The organism is Streptomyces sp. NPDC048288 (genome assembly GCF_043201555.1).
In the GTDB taxonomy this organism is placed as follows: Bacteria; Actinomycetota; Actinomycetes; order Streptomycetales; family Streptomycetaceae; genus Streptomyces.
The window spans coordinates 327,611-345,738 of sequence record NZ_JBICZD010000011.1 but is presented as its reverse complement, the minus strand read 5'-3'; the positions used below and the strand labels follow the sequence as shown (position 1 = coordinate 345,738).

General features: G+C 71.5%; 14 protein-coding genes. 13 read left to right on the top strand and 1 reads right to left on the bottom strand.

Annotated features, from left to right (window positions below):
* Window positions 1-99: 99 nt before the first annotated feature.
* From ACGFZS_RS35825 to ACGFZS_RS35815, 3 genes are all read left to right on the top strand, one after another.
* Complete coding sequence (locus tag ACGFZS_RS35825; RefSeq protein ID WP_393798577.1) at window positions 100-2,427, top strand: HelD family protein; 2,328 nt, start codon at window positions 100-102, stop codon at window positions 2,425-2,427.
* A 339-nt stretch (window positions 2,428-2,766) separates the two neighbouring features.
* Window positions 2,767-4,170: an NAD-dependent malic enzyme gene (locus ACGFZS_RS35820; RefSeq protein WP_393798576.1), complete on the top strand. Its 1,404-nt coding sequence runs from the start codon at window positions 2,767-2,769 to the stop codon at window positions 4,168-4,170.
* A gap of 261 nt (window positions 4,171-4,431) precedes the next feature.
* Entirely contained in the window at window positions 4,432-4,713 is a 282-nt protein-coding gene (locus tag ACGFZS_RS35815; protein ID WP_046733427.1) for an HU family DNA-binding protein, read from the top strand.
* Window positions 4,714-4,971: 258 nt separating this feature from the next.
* On the opposite strand, the gene murA is transcribed toward ACGFZS_RS35815, so the two are convergent.
* The gene (gene murA / locus ACGFZS_RS35810) at window positions 4,972-6,312 is read right to left on the bottom strand and encodes a UDP-N-acetylglucosamine 1-carboxyvinyltransferase (protein ID WP_355717257.1); all 1,341 of its coding nucleotides are present in this window, start codon (window positions 6,310-6,312) and stop codon (window positions 4,972-4,974) included.
* A gap of 252 nt (window positions 6,313-6,564) precedes the next feature.
* Between murA and ACGFZS_RS35805 the strand changes: the two genes are divergently transcribed.
* The 10 genes from ACGFZS_RS35805 (at window position 6,565) to ACGFZS_RS35760 (ending at window position 18,113) form a co-directional block, all read left to right on the top strand.
* Entirely contained in the window at window positions 6,565-7,137 is a 573-nt protein-coding gene (locus tag ACGFZS_RS35805) for a YqgE/AlgH family protein (protein WP_359220926.1), read from the top strand.
* 38 nt (window positions 7,138-7,175) lie between these two features.
* On the top strand, window positions 7,176-7,454 hold the full coding sequence (locus tag ACGFZS_RS35800) for a DUF3039 domain-containing protein (protein WP_355717259.1): 279 nt from the start codon (window positions 7,176-7,178) through the stop codon (window positions 7,452-7,454).
* Window positions 7,455-7,688: 234 nt separating this feature from the next.
* Window positions 7,689-8,978 carry an extracellular solute-binding protein gene (locus ACGFZS_RS35795; RefSeq protein ID WP_393798575.1) on the top strand — a complete coding sequence of 430 codons (1,290 nt, stop codon included), beginning with the start codon at window positions 7,689-7,691 and terminating at the stop codon, window positions 8,976-8,978.
* Window positions 8,975-9,934: a carbohydrate ABC transporter permease gene (locus tag ACGFZS_RS35790; protein WP_393798574.1), complete on the top strand. Its 960-nt coding sequence runs from the start codon at window positions 8,975-8,977 to the stop codon at window positions 9,932-9,934. Before ACGFZS_RS35795 ends, ACGFZS_RS35790 begins: the two co-directional genes overlap by 4 nt.
* Window positions 9,935-9,939: 5 nt before the next feature.
* Window positions 9,940-10,785 (top strand): carbohydrate ABC transporter permease, encoded by an 846-nt coding sequence (locus tag ACGFZS_RS35785; protein ID WP_355717265.1) that lies wholly within the window; start codon window positions 9,940-9,942, stop codon window positions 10,783-10,785.
* Between the two features lies 1 nt (window position 10,786).
* Complete coding sequence (locus ACGFZS_RS35780) at window positions 10,787-12,412, top strand: beta-N-acetylhexosaminidase (RefSeq protein WP_393798573.1); 1,626 nt, start codon at window positions 10,787-10,789, stop codon at window positions 12,410-12,412.
* Between the two features lie 316 nt (window positions 12,413-12,728).
* Window positions 12,729-13,622 (top strand): FAD binding domain-containing protein, encoded by an 894-nt coding sequence (locus ACGFZS_RS35775; RefSeq protein WP_393665706.1) that lies wholly within the window; start codon window positions 12,729-12,731, stop codon window positions 13,620-13,622.
* Complete coding sequence (locus tag ACGFZS_RS35770; protein ID WP_393798572.1) at window positions 13,619-15,274, top strand: 2Fe-2S iron-sulfur cluster-binding protein; 1,656 nt, start codon at window positions 13,619-13,621, stop codon at window positions 15,272-15,274. Before ACGFZS_RS35775 ends, ACGFZS_RS35770 begins: the two co-directional genes overlap by 4 nt.
* A complete protein-coding gene (locus tag ACGFZS_RS35765; protein WP_393798571.1) occupies window positions 15,271-17,583 on the top strand; it encodes a xanthine dehydrogenase family protein molybdopterin-binding subunit in 2,313 nt (770 codons plus the stop codon). The genes ACGFZS_RS35770 and ACGFZS_RS35765 overlap by 4 nt, the downstream gene beginning before the upstream one ends.
* A 2-nt stretch (window positions 17,584-17,585) precedes the next feature.
* Window positions 17,586-18,113, top strand: a complete 528-nt coding sequence (locus tag ACGFZS_RS35760) for an AAA family ATPase (RefSeq protein ID WP_393798658.1) — start codon at window positions 17,586-17,588, stop codon at window positions 18,111-18,113.
* Window positions 18,114-18,128 lie beyond the last annotated feature (15 nt).

Below are 18,128 nucleotides of genomic sequence, written 5' to 3'. Positions count from 1 at the left end.
GCCCCGCGTCTGCGGCGTGGTCCGCCGGACAGGCCCTGGCTTCAGCGGGCCCCCTTCGCGTACGGTTGACGGCTGCCCAGCACGTCAGAAGGGGGCCCGGTGGCCGCTCAGGCTCAGCAATCCGCGGTCGGCTCGCACGGCCCCGAACAGGATGCCGTCCAGGACTCGCTCCAGGACTCCGTTCGGGACCGTGAGATCAGCGTCGAACAGGAACACCTCGACCGGGTGTACCGGCGCCTTGAGGAGAAGATCCACGAGGCGGAGTTCCTGATGAACGACGCGGCCAAGCGCGGTCAGGTAGGTACGCCCGGCGCACTCGCGGAGCGGGACGCCCAGGTATTCCGGGCGGGCGTCCACCTCAACCGGCTCAACAACGAGTTCGAGGACTTCCTCTTCGGCCGGATCGACCTGCTCCTCGGCAAGGACGGCAAGAAGGGGCCCGACGGCGCCTACACCGCCGTGGAACCGGCCGAGGGCGCGGTCCGCGCCGACAACACCGCCGACATCGCCGAGACCCTGCACATCGGCCGCATCGGCGTCCTCGACCAGGACTACGCCCCCCTGGTCATCGACTGGCGGGCACCCGCCGCGGCTCCCTTCTACAGGTCCACTCCGGTGGATCCCGGGCGTGTCGTACGACGCCGGGTGATCCGCTCCAAGGGCCGCAAGGTCCTCGGTGTCGAGGACGACCTGATGCGCCCCGAGCTCACCGCCCGCCTCGACGGCCGCGAACTGCCCGTGATCGGCGACGGCGCCCTGATGGCCGCCCTCGGCCAGGCCCGCACCCACACCATGCGGGACATCGTCGCCTCCATCCAGGCCGAGCAGGACCTGGTCATCCGCGCCCCCGCCGCCTCCGTCACCTACGTCGAGGGCGGCCCCGGCACCGGCAAGACCGCCGTCGCCCTGCACCGCGCCGCCTACCTGCTCTACCAGGACCGGCGCCGCTACGCGGGCGGCATCCTGATCGTCTCCCCGACCCCGCTCCTCGTGGCGTACACCGAAGGGGTCCTGCCGTCCCTCGGCGAGGAGGGCCAGGTCGCCATCCGCGCCATCGGCTCCCTCGTCGACGGCGCCGAGGCCACCCTCTACGACACGCCGGCCACCGCCCGCGCCAAGGGCTCCTCCCGGATGCTCCGGGTGCTGCGCAAGGCCGCCCGCGGAGCCCTGGAGCTGAACGATTCACCGACCCGGCTCAGAGTCGTCGCCTTCAACCGCCGGCTGGAGCTGGAGGCCGAGGAACTGGAGCGCGTCAGACACAACGCGCTGGGCGGCACGGCCCCGGTCAACCTCCTGCGCCCGCGCGCCCGCAAGCTCCTGCTGGACGCCCTCTGGGCCCGCTCCGGCGCGGCCGGCCGGCACAGCGACCCGGAACTCGCCGCCGAACTGCGCGCCTCCTTCGACGAGGACATCGTCACCGAGGACTCCTTCATCGAGTTCCTCGACGCCTGGTGGCCCGAGCTCACCCCGCGGACCGTCCTCACGGCCATGACCGACGAACGCCGGCTCGGCCGCTGGGCCCGCCGCATCCTCAACCCCGGCGAGGTCCGCCGGGTCGCCCGCTCCCTGAAGCGGGACGGCCACACCGTGCACGACATCGCCATGCTCGACGAGCTCCAGGCCATCCTCGGCGCCCCCGTCCGCCCCCGCAGGAAGCGCGAGGCGGACCCGCTGGACCAGCTCACCGGCCTGGAGGAGCTGATGCCGGTGCGCGAGGAGACCCAGCGCGAGCGCGCCGAACGGCTGGCGGCCGAACGGGTCGAGTACGCCCATGTCATCGTCGACGAGGCCCAGGACCTCACCCCGATGCAGTGGCGCATGGTCGGCCGCCGCGGCCGGCACGCCACCTGGACGGTCGTCGGCGACCCCGCCCAGTCCTCCTGGTCCGACCCCGACGAGGCCGCCGAGGCCCGCGACGAGGCGCTCGGCTCCCGCCCGCGCCGCCGCTTCGAGCTCACCGTGAACTACCGCAACCCCGCGGAGATCGCCGACCTCGCCGCCAAGGTGCTGGCCCTCGCCATGCCCGGCTCCACGTCCCCCTCGGCCGTCCGCTCCACCGGTGTCCAACCCCGGTTCGCCACCGTGCGCGACTCGCTGGAGAAGACCGTGCGCGCGGCGGCCGAGCACCTGCTCGACCTGGTGGACGGCACGGTCGGCGTGGTCGTCGCCATGGACCGGCGCGCCGAGGCCGCCCGCTGGCTCGCCGGGCTCGGCGACCGGGTGGTGGCCCTCGGCAGCCTGGAGGCCAAGGGCCTGGAGTACGACGCAACGGTCGTCGTCTCGCCCGCGGAGATCGCCGACGAGTCCCCGGCCGGGCTGCGCGTGCTGTACGTGGCCCTCACCCGGGCGACCCAGCAGCTGACGGTGGTCTCCGGCGAGCGGGACGAACCGGACGCGGCCGGGGTGCCGGACCTGCTCCGGGACTGAGCGGAGGGGGACCACAGGCCCGTTCGGCTGGAGGTTTCCTGTGAAGTCCCCGGACGGGAATGGCCGTACGGGATCCGTTTGTTAGCCTTGTCGTGACACCGGCCCGATCCAAGCCCCCGGGCCCAACCTTCGTCGCTACGAGCGACCACTTGCCGCGAGGCGAGCATGGCGGGTCGGTGTCATCAACGGAGAAGAGGCCCACGTCACCGTGTGACGTGGGCCTCTTTTTTGCGCGAACAATACGCACGTAATAAGGCCCGGCTAACGCCTACCCGGCGGTAGGTGCGACGATCGGACGGCAAAACCAGCGACACGGTGAAACAACGAAGGAAGTCGGCCATGGCAACGGCGCCCAGCGTCTCCTACTCGATGACCATCCGGCTGGAGGTGCCCGCGAGCGGAACCGCCGTCTCGCAGCTCACCACCGCCGTGGAGTCCTCCGGGGGCTCGGTCACCGGCCTCGACGTCACCGCGTCCGGTCACGAGAAGCTCCGTATCGACGTCACCATCGCGGCCAGCTCGACCGCGCACGCCGACCAGATCGTCGAGCAGCTGCGCGGCATCGAGGGCGTCACCCTCGGCAAGGTCTCCGACCGTACGTTCCTGATGCACCTCGGCGGCAAGATCGAGATGCAGGCCAAGCACCCCATCCGCAACCGTGACGACCTCTCCATGATCTACACCCCGGGCGTGGCCCGCGTGTGCATGGCGATCGCGGAGAACCCCGAGGACGCGCGCCGCCTCACCATCAAGCGCAACTCCGTTGCGGTCGTGACGGACGGCTCCGCGGTCCTCGGCCTCGGCAACATCGGCCCCAAGGCCGCTCTCCCGGTCATGGAGGGCAAGGCGGCCCTCTTCAAGCGGTTCGCCGGCATCGACGCCTGGCCGCTCTGCCTCGACACCCAGGACACCGACGCGATCGTCGAGATCGTCAAGGCGATCGCCCCGGGCTTCGCGGGCATCAACCTGGAGGACATCTCCGCCCCCCGCTGCTTCGAGATCGAGGCGCGGCTGCGCGAGGCCCTCGACATCCCCGTCTTCCACGACGACCAGCACGGCACCGCGATCGTCGTCCTCGCCGCCCTGACCAACGCGCTTCGCGTCACCGGCAAGGCGATCGAGAACATCCGGGTCGTCATGTCCGGGGCCGGCGCGGCCGGTACGGCCATCCTCAAGCTGCTGCTCGCGGCCGGCGTGAAGAACGCCGTCGTCGCCGACATCCACGGGGTCGTGCACTCCGCCCGCGAGGACCTGGTGGGCGCCTCCGCCGACTCGCCGCTGCGCTGGATCGCCGACAACACCAACCCGGAGAACCTCACCGGGACCCTGAAGGAAGCCGTGCGCGGCGCCGACGTCTTCATCGGCGTCTCCGCCCCGAACGTCCTCGACGGCGACGACGTGGCCGCCATGGCCGAGGGTGCGATCGTGTTCGCACTCGCGAACCCCGACCCCGAGGTGGAGCCGGCGGTCGCCCGCCAGACGGCCGCCGTGGTGGCCACCGGGCGCTCCGACTTCCCCAACCAGATCAACAACGTGCTGGTCTTCCCGGGCGTCTTCCGCGGCCTCCTGGACGCGCAGTCCCGCACCGTCAACACCGACATGATGCTCGCGGCCGCGAAGGCCCTCGCCGACGTCGTGACCGAGGACGAGCTGAACCCCAACTACATCATCCCCAGCGTCTTCAACGAGAAGGTCGCGGGCGCGGTGGCGGGCGCGGTGCGGGAAGCGGCGAAGGGCGCCTGAGGGTTTTCAGGGGCGCGGGGAACTGCGCGAGGAACCCCCCACCGGCCGTCCGCCGAAACCCAACCGGGGCAAACGTTTGTGAAACATGCCACGCCATCCATCCGGCGCGTCGTGAAACCCCTCCTTCGGCCCACCCGTAGGGTATGGGCGGCACCCGGATTGGCGTTCCCGCCGCAGGTGGGGGCAGGATGCGTCCCGGCCCAACATGCGGCTCCGCCGCGTGGCACGCCTCAATGGCAAGAAGAACACGGGAGTAACAACATGAACCGCAGTGAGCTGGTGGCCGCGCTGGCCGACCGTGCCGAGGTGACTCGCAAGGACGCCGACGCCGTGCTGGCCGCGTTCGCCGATGTCGTCGGCGACATCGTCTCCAAGGGCGACGAGAAGGTCACCATCCCCGGCTTCCTGACCTTCGAGCGCACCCACCGTGCCGCTCGTACCGCGCGCAACCCGCAGACCGGCGAGCCGATCAACATCCCCGCCGGCTACAGCGTGAAGGTCTCCGCGGGCTCGAAGCTCAAGGAAGCCGCCAAGGGCAAGTGACCTTGCAGTCCGCAGGCCACGGGACGGCCTGCGGCCCGTAACACGACGATGGGGCGGCCCCTCCACCAGGGGCCGCCCCATCGTCGTACCGCTTCCGTCAGGCGCTACCCCAGCGCCTTGCCCGGCAGTTCCACCTTCGCGCCCAGCTCCACGAGCTTCTCCATGCTGTGTCTACCCGGGGGCTGTGACATCAGCGGCTCCGCCGCGGGCCCCCGGACCCCCAGCCGGAGGGCGCTGCCCCTGGCCGGGAGATCGCGGTCAGCCCAGCGCCTTGCCCGGCAGTTCCACCTTCGCGCCGAGCTCGACGAGCTTCTCCATGAAGTTCTCGTAGCCGCGGTTGATGAGGTCGATGCCGTGGACGCGGGAGGTGCCCTGGGCCGCGAGGGCGGCGATGAGGTAGGAGAAGCCGCCGCGGAGGTCGGGGATGACGAGGTCGGCGCCCTGGAGCTTGGTGGGGCCGGAGACGACCGCGGAGTGCAGGAAGTTGCGCTGGCCGAAGCGGCAGGCCGAGCCGCCCAGGCACTCGCGGTACAGCTGGATGTGAGCACCCATCTGGTTGAGCGCGGAGGTGAAGCCGAGGCGGGACTCGTAGACCGTCTCGTGCACGATCGACAGGCCCGTGGCCTGGGTCAGGGCGACCACCAGCGGCTGCTGCCAGTCGGTCTGGAAGCCGGGGTGCACGTCCGTCTCCAGCGCGATGGACTTCAGCTGGCCGCCGGGGTGCCAGAAGCGGATGCCCTCGTCGTCGATCTCGAAGGCACCGCCCACCTTCCGGTAGGTGTTCAGGAACGTCATCATCGAGCGCTGCTGGGCGCCCCGGACGTAGATGTTCCCCTCGGTCGCCAGCGCCGCCGAGGCCCAGGACGCGGCCTCCAGACGGTCCGACAGGGCGCGGTGGGTGTAGCCGCCGAGCTTCTCCACACCGGTGATGCGGATCGTGCGGTCCGTGTCGATCGCGATGATCGCGCCCATCTTCTGCAGCACGCAGATGAGGTCCTCGATCTCCGGCTCGACGGCCGCGTTGGACAACTCCGTGACTCCGTCGGCCATCACGGCCGTCAGCAGCACCTGCTCGGTCGCGCCGACCGACGGGTACGGCAGCCGGATCTTCGTGCCGCGCAGCCCCTTGGGGGCCTCCAGGTACTGGCCGTCCGCGCGCTTCTCGATGGTCGCGCCGAACTGCCGCAGCACGTCGAAGTGGAAGTCGATCGGCCGGCCGCCGATGTCGCAGCCGCCGAGACCGGGGATGAACGCGTGCCCGAGGCGGTGCAGCAGCGGCCCGCAGAACAGGATCGGGATCCGGCTCGACCCCGCGTGGGCATCGATGTCGGCGACGTTCGCGCTCTCCACGTACGTCGGGTCCAGCACCAGCTCGCCCGGCTCCTCGCCCGGACGTACCGTCACCCCGTGCAGCTGCAGCAGGCCGCGGACGACCCGCACGTCACGGATGTCCGGAACGTTGCGCAGCCGGCTGGGCGCACTGCCCAGCAGGGCGGCGACCATGGCCTTCGGTACGAGGTTCTTCGCACCGCGGACACGGATCTCGCCCTCCAGCGGGGTGCCGCCGTGGACAAGCAGGACATCGTCGTTGACGGTCATGAATCTCGCGTTCCGTGGAGTCGTGGCAGGGCCGGAAAGACAGAGTAATCGCCCATCGGCCCCCTGCCGTAAGCCCAAGGACCGCCCAGCCACGTCATAGCTGTGTCACAACACGAACGGTTCCTCTTCGGGCACATGGGGTCACCGCCCGTCACCGTGCGCCGGGGACGCTCCCTTCCGCCCTGAGCTGCATTCACTCCCGGGCCCGCATTGGCTCCCCATGCGACCGGAAGATGCGGGATCATGTCTGCCATGACCGAGGTGTCCTCGCTCACAGGGCGGCTGCTCGTGGCCACGCCCGCCCTGGCGGACCCGAACTTCGACCGCGCGGTGGTGCTCCTTCTCGACCACGACGAGGAGGGCTCCCTCGGCGTCGTCCTCAACCGCCCCACCCCGGTGGACGTCGGCGACATCCTGGAGGGCTGGGCCTCCCTCGCCGGCGAGCCCGGGGTCGTCTTCCAGGGCGGCCCGGTCTCCCTGGACTCCGCGCTCGGCGTGGCGGTCATCCCCGGCGGCGCGAACGGCGACCGGGCCCCGCTGGGCTGGCGCCGGGTGCACGGCGCGATCGGCCTGGTCGACCTGGAGGCACCGCCGGAACTCCTCGCCTCGGCCCTCGGCTCCCTGAGAATCTTCGCCGGTTACGCCGGCTGGGGCCCCGGCCAGCTGGAGGACGAACTGGTCGAGGGCGCCTGGTACGTCGTCGAGTCCGAGCCGGGCGACGTCTCCTCCCCGTCCCCCGAACGGCTCTGGCGCGAGGTCCTGCGCCGCCAGCGCAGCGAACTGGCGATGGTCGCCACGTACCCGGACGATCCTTCGCTCAACTGATTCATGTGATGCATGGCGGCTTCAGTACCCTTGGCGGCATGAGCACTCTCGAGCCCGAGCGCGGGACTGGTACGGGGACCCTTGTAGAGCCGACGCCGCAGGTGTCCCACGGCGACGGTGACCACGAGCGCTTCGCCCACTACGTCCAGAAGGACAAGATCATGGCGAGCGCCCTCGACGGCACCCCCGTCGTGGCGCTGTGCGGCAAGGTGTGGGTGCCGGGCCGTGACCCGAAGAAGTACCCCGTGTGTCCCATGTGCAAGGAGATCTACGAGTCCATGGGCAGCGGCGGCGACGACGAGGGCAAGGACAAGTAACCCCCCGGTTTCCGGCTCGGCTCTCTGAGGCCCCGGGCGCGCTTTGGCGTGCTCCGGGGCCTTTGTCGTGTCCGTGCGTTGCACGGAGTGCGTCCCCCGGTCACAGAGTGGTCGAGACCTCTTGTCGGCGTGTTCATGTTGTCCCTAACCTCCGTGGTGTTGTGCAGAGCGAAACCGGCATTGCACATGCTGCAACGCTGCCCGATGTCTCAGCGTGCTCCGGAGGGTCACTCCATGAAGCTCCCCGTCCCCGCGTTCCTCGTCGCCGCCCTGTTCCTGGCCGCCTGCGCCCCGCAGACCTCCTCCAACTCCGCGTCCGACAAGGACGACAAGAACGGCACCCTGCGGGTGTGGCTCTTCCAGGAGGTCGGCAACGACCCGAAGCAGAAGGTCGTCGACTCGGTCGTCGCCGACTTCGAGAAGGCGCACAGCGGCACCAAGGTCGACGTCGAGTACATCCCCGTCGACACGCGCGCGCAGCGCGTCAAGGCCGCCTTCAACGATCCGGCCTCGGCCCCCGACGTCATGGAGTACGGCAACACCGACACCGCCGGATACGTCCACGACGGCGGACTCCTCGACGTCACCGCGGAGTTCGGCGCCTGGTCCGAGGCCAAGGACACCGACCCGACGGCGAAGCAGTCGGTCACCGTCGGCGGCAAGGTCTACGGCGCCCCCTTCTACGTCGGCGTCCGCGCCCTCTACTACCGCACCGACGTCTTCAAGAAGCTCGGCCTGAAGCCGCCGGCGACCCTGGCCGAACTGGCGGCCACGGCCCGTGCCGTCCGCAAGGCCGAACCCGGCCTGTACGGCCTCGTCGTCGGCGGCGCCTACACCTACGGCGCGATGCCCTTCATCTGGGCCAACGGCGGCGAACTCGCCACGGCCAAGGGGGACTCGTACGCCTCGGCGATCGACAGCGCCGCCGCCCGGAAGGGCATCACGGAGTACACGTCGCTGTTCGGCGACGACAACTGCCCGGCCGCCAAGTGCGCCGGCTTCGGTGGCAACGACACGATCACCGCGTTCGCCGCGGGCAAGGCGGGCATGGCGATCGGGGGCGACTTCAGCCATACGGCCGTGGAGGCGGGGGTGGTCAAGGGCAAGTACGCGGTGGTGCCGCTGCCCGGGGTGACGGCCGGGTCCGTCGCGCCGGCCTTCGCGGGCGGCAACAACATCGGCGTGCTGAAGAGCACGACGCACCGGACGCTGGCCGTCGACCTGATGGAGGCGCTGACCTCGAAGCGGACGCAGGCGGCGATGTTCGACGCGATGGGGTTCCTGCCGACGTTCAAGGACGTCCGTGACCAGGCGGCGGCGAAGGAGCCGTTCGTGAAGCCGTTCGTCGCCACGTTGGGTGCGGGGACGAAGTTCGTGCCGGCTTCGGCGGGGTGGTCGCAGATCGACTCGTCGCTGGTGCTGCCGACGATGTTCCAGGAGGTCGTCAGCGGCAAGAAGAGTGTGGGGGCGGCTTCGGAGGAAGCGGCGAAGAAGATGGACGCGGCGTTCGGCTCCGCCGGATGACGCCCAATGACTCGGGGGTCGCGGTTCGTGCGCGGGTGCGGGTGGGTGGGGGCTTGTCGCGCAGTTCCCCGCGCCCCTGGCGGGGCGCTGGGTGGCACCCTTGGCTGTACCTTGCCCCCGCCCTCGTGATCCTCGGGGGGTTGCTTCTCTACCCCATCTATCAGCTCGGGCTGATCTCGGTCTTCCGGTATACGCAGGCTCAGGTGAGTGGTGGTGAACCCACCGCCTTCGTCGGACTGGGGAACTACTCGGACGTCTTCTCCGACGACCAGTTCTGGTCGGTCCTGCTGGCCACGGTCCTCTTCGCCGCCGCCTGTGTCGTGTCGACGCTGGCCGTCGGGTGTGCGCTGGCGGTGTTGCTGACGCGGGTGCGGGCGCTGCCGCGGCTGGTGCTGATGCTGGCGGCGCTCGGGGCGTGGGCGACTCCGGCGGTGACCGGGTCGACGGTCTGGCTGTTCCTCTTCGACCCGGACTTCGGGCCGGTGGACCGGCTGCTGGGCCTGGGGGACCACTCGTGGACGTACGGGCGGTACAGCGCCTTCTTCCTGGTGCTGCTGGAAGTGGTGTGGTGCTCCTTCCCGTTCGTCATGGTCACCGTGTACGCGGGGATCCGGGCCGTGCCGTCCGAGGTGCTGGAGGCCGCCGCGCTCGACGGGGCCTCGCAGTGGCGGATCTGGCGGTCGGTGCTGGCGCCGATGCTGCGGCCGATCCTGATGATCGTCACCATCCAGTCGGTGATCTGGGACTTCAAGGTCTTCACGCAGATCTACGTGATGACCGGCGGGGGCGGGATCGCCGGACAGAACCTGGTGCTGAACGTGTACGCCTACCAGCAGGCCTTCGCCTCCTCGCAGTACGGGCTGGGCGCCGCCATCGGAGTCGTCACGCTGCTGGTCCTGCTCGCCGTGACCCTGGTGTACCTGCGGCTGCTGCGCCGGCAGGGAGAGGAGCTGTGACCGTCGTGAATCTTGTGCGCGGGTTCGTACGGCGGCCGGGGCGGCTGGCGGCCGAGGGAGCGGCGCTGGCGATCGCCGTCGTGGTCGCCTTCCCGCTGTACTGGATGGTGCTGGGGGCCTTCAAACCGGCCGGCGAGATCGAGTCCGACCGGCCCCGGCCGTGGACGCTCTCGCCCTCGCTGGACTCCTTCCGGCGGGTGTTCGGACAGCAGGAATTCGGTCGTTACTTCGTCAACAGCCTCGTCGTCGCGGGCAGTGTCGTCATCGTCTCGGCGCTCGTCGCCTTTCTCGCGGCGACCGCCGTGACCCGATTCCGGTTCCGCTTCCGGACCACCCTGCTGATCATGTTTCTGGTGGCCCAGATGGTGCCCGTGGAGGCCCTCACCATCCCGCTGTTCTTCCAGATGCGGGGCTTCGGTCTGCTGAACACGCTGGGCTCGCTGATCCTGCCCCACATCGCCTTCTCGCTGCCCTTCGCGATCTGGATGCTCCGGGGGTTCGTGAAAGGGGTGCCGGAGGCCCTGGAGGAGGCCGCGTACATCGACGGCGCGAGCCGGTCGCGCTTTCTCTGGCAGATCCTTTTCCCGCTCGTCCTGCCGGGCCTGGTGGCCACGAGCGTGTTTTCCTTCATCTCCGCCTGGAACGACTTCCTCTTCGCCAAGTCCTTCATCATCAGTGACACTTCGCAGTCCACGCTGCCGATGGCGCTGCTGGTGTTCTTCAAGCCGGACGACCCGGACTGGGGCGGGGTCATGGCGGCGTCCACGGTGATGACGATTCCGGTGCTGGTGTTCTTCGTACTCGTACAGCGACGGCTGGTCTCCGGACTGGGCGGAGCGGTTAAGGACTGACGTGACTTCAGAGACCGATCTGATTCCGGCACCGGTGCGTGCCGCCCGGAACACCGATGGCCACAAGTTTCTGGACCGGGCCACGGCACTGGACGCGCGGCCGGGCACCGAGGGCGTCGCGCGCTGGCTGCGGGCCACGGTCGGCGCGGCGACGGGACTGCCCTTTCCCGAGGCGGGCGAGGGTGCGAACCGCGTCGTGCTCAGTATCGAACCGGACCTGCCCCCGGAGGGCTACCGCCTTGTCGGCGACGACGGGCCGTACCTGATTCAGGGCGGTGACGCGGCCGGTGTGTTCTGGGGAGCGCAGACCTTCCGGCAACTCCTCGGCCCCGGCGCCTTTCGCCGGGCGCCGGTGTCATCGGCCGCGGAGTGGGCGCTGCCGCGGATCACCGTCGAGGACGCCCCCCGATTCCGCTGGCGCGGCCTCATGCTCGACGTGGCCCGGCACTTCACGCCCAAGGAAGGCGTGCTGCGCTACCTCGATCTCATGGCGGCGCACAAACTCAACGTCTTCCACTTCCACCTGACGGACGACCAGGGCTGGCGCATCGCGATCGAGCGCCACCCCCGGCTCACCGAGGTCGGATCCTGGCGGGCGCGGACGAAATTCGGTCACCGCGCCTCACCGCTGTGGGAGGAGAAGCCGCACGGCGGCCACTACTCCCGGGACGACATCCGGGAGATCGTCGCCTACGCGGCCGAGCGGCATATCACGGTCGTCCCCGAAATCGACGTACCCGGGCACTCGCAGGCCGCCATCGCCGCGTATCCGGAACTCGGCAACACCGACGTCATCGACACCGCCTCCCTGACCGTCTGGGACACCTGGGGGATCTCTCCGAACGTACTCGCCCCCACTGACAACACCCTGCGGTTCTACGAGGGGGTGTTCGAGGAAGTGCTGGAGCTGTTCCCGTCGGAGTTCATTCACGTCGGCGGCGACGAATGCCCCAAGGAGCAGTGGCGTGCCTCGCCGGCCGCCAAGGCGCGCATCGCGGAACTCGGGCTGGCCGACGAGGACGAGTTGCAGGCGTGGTTCATCGGCCACTTCGCGAAGTGGCTTTCCGCGCGCGGGCGCCGGCTGATCGGCTGGGACGAGATCCTGGAGGGCGGGATCGCCGAGGGCGCGGCCGTCTCGTCGTGGCGCGGGTACGGCGGCGGGATCGCCGCCGCGCGGGCCGGACACGACGTCGTCATGTGCCCCGAGCAGTACGTGTATCTGGATCACCGTCAGGCGGACGGCGCGGACGAGCCCGTACCGATCGGGTATGTGCGCACCCTGGAGGACGTGTACCGGTTCGAGCCCGTTCCACCGGGGCTCGACGCGTCCCAGGCGGAGCGGATCATGGGCACCCAGGCCAACGTCTGGACCGAGGTGATGGAGGACCTCGCGCGCGTGGACTACCAGGCCTTCCCCCGGCTCGCCGCCTTCGCCGAGGTCGCCTGGAGTGCCCTGCCGGCCCCGGGGGAGCGGGACTTCGCCGACTTCGAGCGGCGGATGACCGCCCACTACGGGCGGCTCGACGCGCTCGGCGTGGCCTACCGGCCGCCGTCCGGACCGCTGCCCTGGCAGCGCCGTCCGGGGGTGCGGGGCCGCCCGATCGACGGCCCGCCCCCGAACCGTTAGGTCTTCACCGGCTGCCCTCCGGCTCTCCTCCGGCTGCCCCTCGGATCCTCCCCGGATCCCCTCCGGCCATCTCCCGGTTCCGAACGCGTAATGGAAAAAGACCCCAAGGGTCACCGAAGAGTGTCATTCGCCATGCACGGGTGATGCCGTATGAAAACGGACCATCTTGCGGGTGAGGTGGGCGAATGCCTCCTAGCGGACCCGTGCGTTCGAGGCTTGCGAAGATGTGCCAGAGTTGCCACGTCCGCCCTGTGAGCACGTACCGTACGGCCACACAGGTGGGACCAGGTGGGGCAGCGGGAAGGGGCAGCCGGTTTTGACCACGCACGCACCGCAGGCGGCGCAGTCCGTCACGCTGCCCACGACGCTGAACGAGGCGGTGGCGGCCCTCACCGCCATGCCCACCGCCGTCCCCGTGGCCGGCGGCACCGACCTGATGGCCGCCGTCAACTCCGGGCAGCTCAGGCCCGCCGCCCTGGTCGGGCTCGGCCGGATCAGCGAGATCCGCGGCTGGCAGTACCAGGACGGCAACGCGCTGCTCGGCGCCGGACTCACGCACGCGCGCATGGGCCGCCCCGACTTCGCCGCCCTGATCCCGGCGCTCGCCGCCGCCGCGCGGGCCGCCGGTCCGCCGCACATCCGCAACGCCGGCACCCTGGGCGGCAACATCGCGACCGCCGCGCCGACCGGCGACGCGCTGCCGGTGCTCGCCGCCCTGGAGGCGACGCTGATCATCGCGGGGCCGGGCGGATCCCGTCGCGAGATCCCGGTGTCGCACCTGCTGGCCGGCGTGGAGATGCTCCGCGCGGGCGAACTGATCGGCTTCGTGCGGGTGCCGCTGCTGCACGCCCCGCAGGTCTTCCTGAAGGCGACAGGACGCACCGGACCCGGCCGCTCGGTGGCCTCCGTGGCGCTCGTCCTCGACCCCGCGCGGCGCGGGGTGAGATGCGCCGTCGGGGCCATAGCGCCGATGCCGCTCAGGCCCCTGGACGCCGAGCAGTGGGTGGCCCGGCTGATCGACTGGGACAACGACCGCGCGCTCGTCCCGGAGGCGCTGGCCGCCTTCGGCGAGTACGTCGCCGCCGCCTGCATCCCGGACCCGGCCCCCGAGCCCGACGGCTCGGTGCCGGCGCTTCCGCCCGCCGTACTGCACCTGCGGCGCACCGTCGCCGCGCTGGCCCGACGAGCTCTGGGGAGGGCGCTGTCATGACCGACGACCAGCGCGGAGAGGGCGCGCCCGCGACCGGCGGCAGCCGCTGGGACCCGCTGCCCCAGGGTGACTACGACGACGGCGCGACCGCCTTCGTGAAGCTCCCCGAGGGCGGCATCGAGGCCCTGCTGTCCGGCGACAGCCCCCTGGCCGCGCCCGGCCACGGCTATGTGCCGCCGCAGATAGCGGTCGCCCCCGGCACCGAGACCTGGGGCGCGCCGGCCGACGGCGCCCAGTGGCCCGACCCGAACGCGGTCCCCCAGGAACAGCCCGTCGACGACCGGTTCACGTACAACCCCGCCTCGACCCAGCAGTGGACGTACGAAGAACCCCCGCCCGCGCCCGGTCACGATGTGACCGGCCAGTGGTCCATCCCGGTCGCCAGGGGTGATGTTCCGGACGAATCCGGCGAGTTCACCACATCCGCGCTCATGGAGCAGTGGGGCGGCACGCCGCCGTCCACCCTGCCCGGCGGAGCGGCCGCGCCCTGGGCGATGGAGGTCCAGGCCTGGGAGCACCCCGAGGAGGGCCCTGGAGCGCCTCCTGAGGCTCCGTCGGGGCCCGGCGACACTCCGGCCGCCGGTACCGGCTCCGCGGCTGCCGGTGGGGCACCTGTGGCCGACGCTGCCGACGTGGCCACGCCGGGCGAAGCGGGCGAACCGGCCGATACGGGCCGACCCGCGGGCGGCGTACCCGGCCGGGCCGAATCCGACGAACCCCACGGCGCGTCGCACCCGGACCCCGCGCCCGACCCGCGGGCCGCCGACGGCGAGTCCGCGGAGCACGGGGCGATCGCCCCCGACGACGACACCGGCACGGACGCCGCGGACGGGGAGCCCGAGACCGGGGCGATCGACGACCACCCCCTCGCCTCCTACGTCCTGCGCGTCAACGGCGCCGACCGCCCCGTCACCGACGCCTGGATCGGCGAGTCCCTGCTGTACGTCCTGCGCGAGCGCCTCGGCCTGGCCGGCGCCAAGGACGGCTGCTCCCAGGGCGAATGCGGCGCCTGCAACGTCCAGGTGGACGGCCGGCTGGTCGCTTCCTGCCTGGTCCCGGCGGTCACCGCGGCCGGCAGCGAGGTCCGCACCGTCGAGGGCCTGGCCCAGGACGGCCGGCCCTCCGACGTCCAGCGCGCCCTGGCCCGCTGCGGAGCCGTCCAGTGCGGCTTCTGCGTCCCCGGCATGGCGATGACCGTCCACGACCTCCTTGAGGGCAACCCGGCCCCGACCGAGCTGGAGACCCGCCAGGCGCTGTGCGGCAACCTCTGCCGCTGCTCCGGCTACCGGGGCGTCCTGGACGCCGTCCAGGAGGTCGTCGCCGAACGCGAGGCACATGCCGCCGCGGACGCTGAGACGGACGGCGACGAGGCCCGTATTCCGCATCAGGCGGGCCCCGGCGCCGGCGGCGTCAACGCCTCGGCGTTCGACTCCCCGGGCACCTTCGGCGCCGGCATCCGGGTCCCGCACGAGCAGTCGTACGACCAGTCCTACGGCGATCAGAGTCAGACCTACGGCGATCAGGGCCAGACGTACGGCGATCAGAGTCAGACGTACGGCGGCCAGGGTCAGAACTTCGCCGACCAGAGCCAGAACTACGACGATCAGCCCTACGGCGACCAGCCCTACGGCCCGGACGGAGGCCAGGCGTGACCAACGAGACCGTCACCACGACCACCGCCACGGAGACCGCCGCCGCCTCCGCCCCGGAGCCCCCGCACGGCCTCGGCGTGTCGCTGCCGGCCGCCGACGCGGGTGCCAAGACCGAGGGCACCTTCCCGTACGCGGCCGACCTGTGGGCCGAGGGCCTGCTGTGGGCCGCCGTGCTGCGCTCCCCGCACCCGCACGCGCGCATCGTGTCGATCGACACCAGCCACGCGCGCGAGATGCCCGGCGTCCGCGCCGTGATCACCCACGAGGACGTGCCCGGCACCCCCCGGCACGGCCGCGGCACCCCGGACCGCCCGGTCTTCGCCTCCGAGGTCGTACGGCACCACGGCGAGCCCATCGCGGCCGTCGCCGCCGACCACCCCGACACCGCGCGGATGGCCGCCGCCGCCGTCATCGTCGAGTACGAGGTGCTCGACCCGGTCATCGACCCCGAGCAGTCCTTCGAGGCCGAACCGCTGCACCCCGACGGCAACCTGATCCGGCACATCCCGCTGCAGCACGGCGACCCGGACGCGACCGGCGACATCGTGGTCGAGGGCCAGTACCGCATCGGACGCGCCGACCCCGCCCCCATCGGCGCCGAGGCCGGCCTCGCCGTGCCCCGCCCGGACGGCGGGGTCGAGCTGTACCTGGCCTCCACCGACCCGCACACCGACCGCAACACGGCCGCCGCCTGCTACGGCCTGTCGCTCGAACAGGTGAAGATCGTCGTCACCGGCGTGCCGGGCGCCACCGCCGACCGCGAGGACCAGGGCTTCCAGCTGCCGCTCGGCCTGCTCGCCCTGAAGACCGGCTGCCCGGTCAAACTCACCGCCACGCGCGAGGAGTCCTTCCTCGGCCACGCCCACCGCCACCCCACCCTGCTCCGCTACCGGCACCACGCCGACGCCGAGGGCAAACTGGTCAAGGTCGAGGCCCAGGTCCTGCTCGACGCGGGCGCCTACGCCGACACCTCCGCCGAGTCCCTCGCCGCCGCCGTCTCCTTCGCCTGCGGCCCCTACGTCGTCCCGAACGCCTTCATCGAGGGCTGGGCCGTGCGCACCAACAACCCGCCCTCCGGCCACGTCCGCGGCGAGGGCGCCATGCAGGTGTGCGCCGCCTACGAGGCGCAGATGGACAAGCTGGCGAAGAAGCTCGGCATCGACCCGGCCGAGATCCGGCTGCGCAACGCCCTCGCCACCGGCGACGTCCTGCCCATCGGCCAGACGGTGACCTGCCCGGCCCCCGTCGCCGAACTCCTCCAGACGGTCCGGGACTTCCCGCTCCCGCAGCTCCCCAAGGACACCCCCGAGGACGAGTGGCTGCTGCCCGGCGGCCCCGAGGGCGCGGGCGAACCGGGCGCGGTGCGCCGGGGCGTCGGCTACGGCCTCGGCATGGTCCACATGCTCGGCGCCGAGGGCGCCGACGAGGTCTCCACCGCCACCGTCAAGGTCCACGACGGCATCGCGACCGTGCTCTGCGCGGCCGTCGAGTCCGGCCAGGGCTTCACCACCCTGGCCCGCCAGATCGTCCAGGAGACCCTCGGCATCGACGAGGTCCACGTCGCCCCCGTCGACACCGACCAGCCGCCGGCCGGCCCCGGCTGCCGCGGCCGCCACACCTGGGTCTCCGGCGGGGCCGTCGAACGCGCCGCGAAGATGGTCCGCACCCAGCTCCTGCAGCCCCTCGCGCACAAGTTCGGCATGTCCACCGAGCTGCTCCAGATCACCGACGGCAAGATCACCTCGTACGACGGTGTGCTGTCGACCACCGTCACCGAGGCGCTGGACGGCAAGGAGCTGTGGGCCACCGCGCAGTGCCGCCCGCATCCGACCGAGCCGCTGAACGCCGAGGGCCAGGGCGACGCCTTCGTCGGCCTCGCCTTCTGCGCGATCCGCGCGGTCGTCGACGTCGACATCGAACTGGGCTCGGTACGGGTCGTGGAGCTGGCCGTCGCCCAGGACGTCGGCCGGATCCTCAACCCGGCGCAGCTCAACGCCCGGATCGAGGCCGGTGTCACCCAGGGCGTGGGCATCGCCCTGACCGAGAACCTGCGCACCCCGCGCGGGCTGATCCGCCACCCCGACCTCACCGGGTACGCCCTGCCGACCGCCCTCGACGCGCCCGACATCCGGATCGTCAAGCTGGTCGAGGAGCGGGACGTGGTCGCCCCCTTCGGCGCCAAGTCGGTCAGCGCGGTACCGGTCGTGACCTCCCCCGCGGCCATCGCCTCCGCCGTCCGCGCGGCCACCGGCCGCCCGGTCAACCGCCTCCCGATCCGCCCGCAGGCCGCGGTGGTCACCGGTCAGTGAGCCTGTCCGGGGTCGTGGTCGTCACCGGAGTCATGGCGGCCGGGAAGTCGACGGTCGCGCAGGCGCTGGCCGAGGCCCTGCCACGGGCCGCGCACGTCCGCGGCGACCTGTTCCGCCGCATGATCGTCTCCGGCCGGGAGGACTACACCCCGGGCGCGTCGGCGCAGGCCGCGGCCCAACTCCGCCTCCGCCACCGCCTGTCGGCGGCCACCGCGGACGCGTACGCCGACGCGGGCTTCACGGCGATCGTCCAGGACGTGCTGCTGGGACCCGAGTTGGCGTCGTACGTCGAACTGATCCGGACCCGCCCCCGGTACGTCGTGGTCCTGGCCCCAAGCCCCGAGACGGTGGCGGCGCGCGAGGCGGGGCGGTCCAAGACCGGCTACGGGGCCTGGACGGTGGCCGATCTGGACGCCGGACTGCGGCGGGACACCGCCCCGCTGGGCCTGTGGCTGGACACCTCCGAGCTGACGGTGGAACAGACGGTGGAGGCGATTCTCACCGGGACGGAACGGGCGAGGGTCGTCTGACGTCTCTTCTGCGGG

Excerpts from the sequence above, each read along its gene's own strand:
- ACGFZS_RS35820 (WP_393798576.1), top strand. The coding sequence starts at position 2,767 with ATGGCAACGGCGCCCAGCGTCTCCTACTCGATGACCATCCGGCTGGAG.
- ACGFZS_RS35815 (WP_046733427.1), top strand. The coding sequence starts at position 4,432 with ATGAACCGCAGTGAGCTGGTGGCCGCGCTGGCCGACCGTGCCGAGGTG.
- murA (WP_355717257.1), bottom strand. The coding sequence starts at position 6,312 with ATGACCGTCAACGACGATGTCCTGCTTGTCCACGGCGGCACCCCGCTG.
- ACGFZS_RS35805 (WP_359220926.1), top strand. The coding sequence starts at position 6,565 with ATGACCGAGGTGTCCTCGCTCACAGGGCGGCTGCTCGTGGCCACGCCC.
- ACGFZS_RS35800 (WP_355717259.1), top strand. The coding sequence starts at position 7,176 with ATGAGCACTCTCGAGCCCGAGCGCGGGACTGGTACGGGGACCCTTGTA.
- ACGFZS_RS35795 (WP_393798575.1), top strand. The coding sequence starts at position 7,689 with ATGAAGCTCCCCGTCCCCGCGTTCCTCGTCGCCGCCCTGTTCCTGGCC.
- ACGFZS_RS35790 (WP_393798574.1), top strand. The coding sequence starts at position 8,975 with ATGACGCCCAATGACTCGGGGGTCGCGGTTCGTGCGCGGGTGCGGGTG.
- ACGFZS_RS35770 (WP_393798572.1), top strand. The coding sequence starts at position 13,619 with ATGACCGACGACCAGCGCGGAGAGGGCGCGCCCGCGACCGGCGGCAGC.